Annotated in this window: 2 protein-coding genes and 2 pseudogenes; 1 reads left to right on the plus strand and 3 read right to left on the minus strand. The window is 55.8% G+C overall.

Features of this window, described 5'->3' with window-relative positions:
• Both AB4043_RS22645 and AB4043_RS22650 read right to left on the minus strand, forming a co-directional pair.
• Positions 1-704 (minus strand): annotated as a pseudogene (locus tag AB4043_RS22645) (hypothetical protein); the annotation flags it as partial.
• 167 nt (positions 705-871) lie between these two features.
• Positions 872-2,368, minus strand: a pseudogene (locus tag AB4043_RS22650) (hypothetical protein); the annotation flags it as partial.
• Positions 2,369-3,007: 639 nt separating this feature from the next.
• On the opposite strand from AB4043_RS22650, the gene AB4043_RS22655 reads away from it, so the two are divergent.
• Entirely contained in the window at positions 3,008-4,261 is a 1,254-nt protein-coding gene (locus AB4043_RS22655; protein ID WP_442308173.1) for a hypothetical protein, read from the plus strand.
• A gap of 53 nt (positions 4,262-4,314) precedes the next feature.
• On the opposite strand, the gene AB4043_RS22660 is transcribed toward AB4043_RS22655, so the two are convergent.
• Positions 4,315-5,138: CehA/McbA family metallohydrolase (locus AB4043_RS22660; protein ID WP_442308174.1), on the minus strand; the 824-nt coding region annotated here is incomplete at its 5' end.

Genomic DNA, 5,138 nt, shown 5'->3' on the forward strand with positions numbered 1-5,138 from the left:
GCGTTGGTACTCACGCCCGGAGCGGTGGAATAGAACTGTGCACCTCCACCCGTGCCTACTCCGGCGATGTCGGTCGAAGTCGTCACCGATAGAGGAACTCCGGTCTGGAAGTTGTAGATCTGTGTGATCTGCCACCCTCCCAGCACCTCCCGAGCGAATGCATTATGGCCATGGAACGGAATCTCCGCGATGGCGTTGATGGCTACAGCGTTCTTGATGTCGTAATCCGCCGTGCCACACAGATACTTGGGGTCCAGCAGATTCGGCAGGAAGTTCTTCTGAAATGATCCGCAGTCGGTAGCATGGGCCAGTGTGTAAGCTGCTCCGAAGCTCAACCCGTGCTGGAAGCGCCGATTCAGATCCACCTGGAAGCCGCTGTAGGCAGAGCCCGATCCCTGAGTGACTACCGTGATCGGTCCGTAACCGGCATACGGACGATAGGAGTTGATATTCATTTTTGCCGCTGCGGCTGCCGTTACAGAGCCGACCGGCGCCTGGTTCAGATTCGCCTGGAACTGGCCATGCAGACCACGACGCCCCACATAGGCCACTCCAAGTACCGTGTTGAAGGGTAGTTGCCGTTCGACAGACAGATTCCAAACATAAGCCTCAGGTTGCGGTGAGCTGCGGTCGATGCGGCCTGAGATAGTAGGAAAGGACCCTGCCGCACCGCCACCCGGGTTATCGACGCTTCCGCCGCTGATACCTGCGTACGATCTGCCGTACCGGTGTTTGCAAGAGGTACATGTTTCTTTGCGCTGTCAGTAAAGCCAGAACCGAAGAGCACCGTTCCATTCAAAGGATCGCCGCTTCCCGCAATCGGATTGCCTTTGTTGTCGATCTTCACAGCGTTCGCCGCGGAATAAAAGGCCGGATCAAACGTGCCGATGTTGTTCCAAAGGCTGTAAAACGGCCGGACGATGGAATAACGCATGCCATAGTCCACGTGAAGTTTCGACGTAAGTTTCCATGAGTCCTGGGCAAAGAACTCATACATGTTTGCGCGGTATGGAGTTTCGGCACGCGGACCAACCTCCGCATAGCTCTGGAAGAGACCCAACGCTGCATCGGCCGTATCCAGTCCAGTTCCAGCGGGGTTGGCGCTTGAAAATTCAAACTTTCCGTTCTGATTGTTCGTCTGCCCTGGAACGCTGTTCTGTCCGGAGATCTGGTCGTTGTCGTTTTGCCCGGAACGCTCATACAGAGCACCGGCACGGAGGGTGTGGTTGCCGATAATGCGCGTGAAGGTGTCGGCATAGTCGAACACCATTCCCTGCGAGTGGGACGGATAGGCGCTGCCATCCAGCGTGGTGATGGCGCTGCTGTCAAACTGAACCGTTGGGATCTTGTTGACGAGATCCTTACCCGCCGGAAAGAGGAACGGATAGTTGATTCCATACTTCGTACGATCGTAGAGGCCGGAGCTTGTATCGATGGACAGGCGGTCAGCGCCATGTGCCGCCGTTACAAGAACCTCGTTGATGGTGTTTGCGTTGAAGGTGTGAACCCAGTCCAGCGACCCGGTTTGATTCGGGCGATTGAAGATGCGGGGTACGAGGTCGTAGGTCGCTGAAAACGGATTGTTCTCGTAGTAGTAGAAGTGCGTCAGACGGAACCGGATGTAGTCCTTCTCGGTCGGGATGATGTCGAGGTTGCGAATGATGTTTCCCGGAAAGCACGCCGGACCGCCATTCTTGGCGTCGCAAACACCCGCCGCCTGGGGATCGCGAATGTGGGTCGCTACGGACGAGAAGTCGCCATTCCGGAACGCCGGATTGGGAACCGTCACCGGTGAGGTATTCGTAGCCGGATAGTGTACAAACGCCTCTGAGTAGAGAAAGAAGAGCTTCCCCTTGGGCAGAAGATGCGGAATGTACGCGGGTCCATTCACGCTGAAGCCGAACTGGTTATAGGTAAAGGGAGCGACGAAGTTCGACTTGACGCTCTGAGGCAAAGTCGGATCAAAATTGGCGGACGCGTGATTGCGGACCCACGTGTTGGCGTTCAATACAGGGTTCTGAAGATACTCGTAGAGGCTTCCGTGAAAATGATCCGTGCCGGCATGTGTAATGATACGGACCTGACCGCCGACGGAGCGTCCATATTCGGCTGGGTAATTTGAGGCCAGTACCTGGACCTCCTGCACGTTCTCCAGATCGACGACGCCGACGGAGTCGCCGCTTGCACGAACACGAACGGCCACGGCGCCATCGTAGGTGACGAGGTTGTCGCGTTCACGAGCGCCGTTGATATTCAACCCACCGAGGCCTGTGCTGAACTGGAAGTTCGAGACATTTCCGCTCGTGCTCGTCACACCTGCTTTCAAGAGAGCAAGAGTGATCGGATTGCGGCCGCTCAGAGGAAGCATCTCGGCCTGCTTGGCGGTGATGACCCGGCCCAGGACGGTACTGTCGGTCTGAATGCTGGTCTCCTGCGCGTTCACCTGTACCGCGTTTTCGTTCGATGTTCGACACCGGTCGCTTCATCAGTAACCGTGACGATGGCCCCTCGAACTACCGCACCAGAGGGATCTGTAATCGTTCCCGAGATGCCCGAGAGATCGGATTGTGCAAACAGATGTACGACAGAGAACAGAACGGCGCACAACATCACCATTGTCATGCGGAGCGTCTTTCGCTTCTCTCGAAGACGAGCTGACCAGGGTTTCATCGCTTCCATAGACCTCAAAGGAGATATTTCCCAGACGGGTGCCTGAGTGAACGACACGTCCGATCAAACTGTGGGATTGCTTCGATGATCCCTGTGCCCCAGAGGCCGTCACAAGGGGGACAAAACCGTGTAAAGCCTCATGATCGAGTGGCCACGATGCGAGGTAAGCATTTGATACTTCCTGTTTACGGGATTTTCATAGGAGACAATCGATTTTCACCCCTGTTGAGCACGGATTTACGACGTGTACGCTCGCTTCCATCCACGTTAGAAAGCGCTTGCTGCCAGTGGCAGCCTGGGACGATCCCGTCTGCTCTCTCGCTTCCTGCTCTTCATCGTGGACCGGCATATCCGGAATCGCACCGATGAGGTAACGGAACAGCAGATTGGCATCCTCGTGTTCGACCGGAAGGCCGGCTACGACTCAAACGAAGACAATATCGTTCGAAGCTACGCCCGCAATCTTCGCCGACGTATCGACGACTACTATGCCAAAGAAGGCAAAGACGAGTCTTTACGTTTAGATATACCCAGGGGAGGCTATGTCCCGTACTTCACGGATCGCTCTCTCAAGGAAGAAACGCAGCCTCAAACGCTGCTGTCCGCCGCAGATACGGATCTACCGGCGGCGGTTCCAGAAGCAGAATCTCTTCCACAGGAAAATCCCCAGGTTTCACACGATCCTCCTGATGTTGCGAACCGCCCCGTCAAACCGGGACTTTTGTGGGTTCTTGGGACCGCGGCTGCTTTATGTCTCGGTCTGATCGTCGGTCTTGCTATTCCCAGGCGCCGCTCGCTGTTTCCGGCAAAGGACAGCATCGCCACCTCCTCGGCCAGAGCGGCATCCTCCAGTTTTTGGCGTCAAGTCTTCCCTTCCAATGGAGAGACATACGTTGTTCCGTCTGATGATGGGCTGGTCATCATGCAGCGTCTCACAGAGCGCCCGGTTCCGCTCGCAAGCTATATCAACGGCGACTACCGTAAACCGAAACAATCCAGCGACAACGCGGCCGATACCGAGCTTCTGAAGCTGGGCGCACGGCGCTATACCAGCGTAGTCGACCTCGATTTCGTCTCGCATCTGTCTCAACTAGAGGAAGTCAATGCCGCCCGGATGGTGGTGCGATACGCACGGGACCTGCGTATGGACGATCTTCGTACCGGAAACGCAGTACTCATCGGATCGATCGAGTCGAACCCGTGGATTCAGCTTTTCGCGTCACAGATGAACTTCCGGCAGGTCATCAATACTGACCCATCGAAGCCCTCGGGACTGCTCAATGCACATCCTCAACCAGGAGAGCGCGAACTCTACGGCACTCCGGGAAAAGACCACACATACGGTTTGATTGCCTTTGTGCCGAACCTCAACTCGACGGGCCATGTGCTCATCGTCGGTGGGCTCAATACGGCCGGCACACAGGCCGCAACAACGTTTCTCCTCACCCCCGCGCTTATGGCCTCGGCACTCGCACAAGCGCGAGATGCGAACGGGCATCTGCACTCGTTCGAACTTCTCATTGAAGCAAATAGCTTTGCGGCGAATGCTTCCGCTCCGCAACTGGTAGCCGAACGAATTTATAAGAACTAGAAAGCCGACGGCTTCACGTCTCGGAAACCGCCGGCTCGAAGTGCGTCCTACTTTTAGAAATTCGGGTTGAAGTTGAAATACAGAGGATTCGAGAGCCCGACCATGGAGCCGCTGCCCTCAGTCGACTTCGGTACCTGCGGATAGGGAGTAGAAGGCCCTTCTACTTCAACCCTGTAATAGGTCCTTTCAATCTGAGGGGGAGCATCTTCAAACCCAGCGTTTCCAGACTTTCCAGTGATCTGGATGTCCTTATACTTGTTCCCATTCTTGATCACGTGAGCGGTATAGACGCCATCGGGCGCAATATTTCCGGTCAGGCGAACACTGAACTTCACCGGCTTGCCGGTAGCTTTGACGTTGTCTCCCATCATCATGTCCATCTGACCATTGCCGTCGGTGTCCGCATAGAACTCAACGCGCGGGGCATATGGGTTCGCACTCACGGAGACGCGTCCACTGTTCAGCGCATCAATCACACCCTGCCGTGTCTTATCTTTCACAAAGATCCAGGTCGTCGGCGTCCCGATGTAATTCCATGCAGCCTGTGGAGTGTTCTTCGTCGCCTGTTCCGGTGTCGGAGCGGCTCCATGATGCGCATCGCTGCCTCCTCTTCCAGTCAGCTTGCGTCCGGACGAGAGCATGTCGTCCCAGATCATGATGGCATTGGCATTCTTTGGCCAGATGGATGAATTCCAGACCTCGATGGAATCGACCATGTCATAGGAGTATCCGAAATGGTCTTTGCCGCTGGGATGGTTTGCGGAGAGGTGGATTCCCAGCTCTTTCTTCACCGCGCCGACGACGACATCACGTTGATCGCGTACGTAATAGAAACGCTGGTGGTCGTACGGTACCGCTGAAATCGTGTTCCCGTGGC

It is taken from the genome of Terriglobus sp. YAF25 (assembly GCF_052113305.1).
Classification (GTDB): Bacteria; Acidobacteriota; Terriglobia; order Terriglobales; family Acidobacteriaceae; genus Terriglobus.